Raw genomic sequence first — 460 nt, forward strand, 5'->3', positions numbered from 1 at the left:
CCAGACTCCTACGGGAGGCAGCAGTGGGGAATATTGCACAATGGGGGAAACCCTGATGCAGCAACGCCGCGTGAGTGATGAAGGCCTTCGGGTTGTAAAGCTCTGTCTTTGGGGACGATAATGACGGTACCCAAGGAGGAAGCCACGGCTAACTACGTGCCAGCAGCCGCGGTAATACGTAGGTGGCAAGCGTTGTCCGGATTTACTGGGCGTAAAGGGAGCGTAGGTGGATGTTTAAGTGGGATGTGAAATACCTGGGCTTAACTTGGGTGCTGCATTCCAAACTGGATATCTAGAGTGCAGGAGAGGAAAGTGGAATTCCTAGTGTAGCGGTGAAATGCGTAGAGATTAGGAAGAACACCAGTGGCGAAGGCGACTTTCTGGACTGTAACTGACACTGAGGCTCGAAAGCGTGGGGAGCAAACAGGATTAGATACCCTGGTAGTCCACGCCGTAAACG

1 rRNA gene is annotated in these 460 nt (G+C 52.8%); it reads left to right on the plus strand.

The features are described from left to right. A 16S ribosomal RNA gene (locus GXK57_RS26225) occupies positions 1-460 on the plus strand; the annotation flags it as partial.

This window comes from Clostridium sp. C8-1-8 (assembly GCF_009928445.1).
Classification (GTDB): Bacteria; Bacillota; Clostridia; order Clostridiales; family Clostridiaceae; genus Clostridium_AR.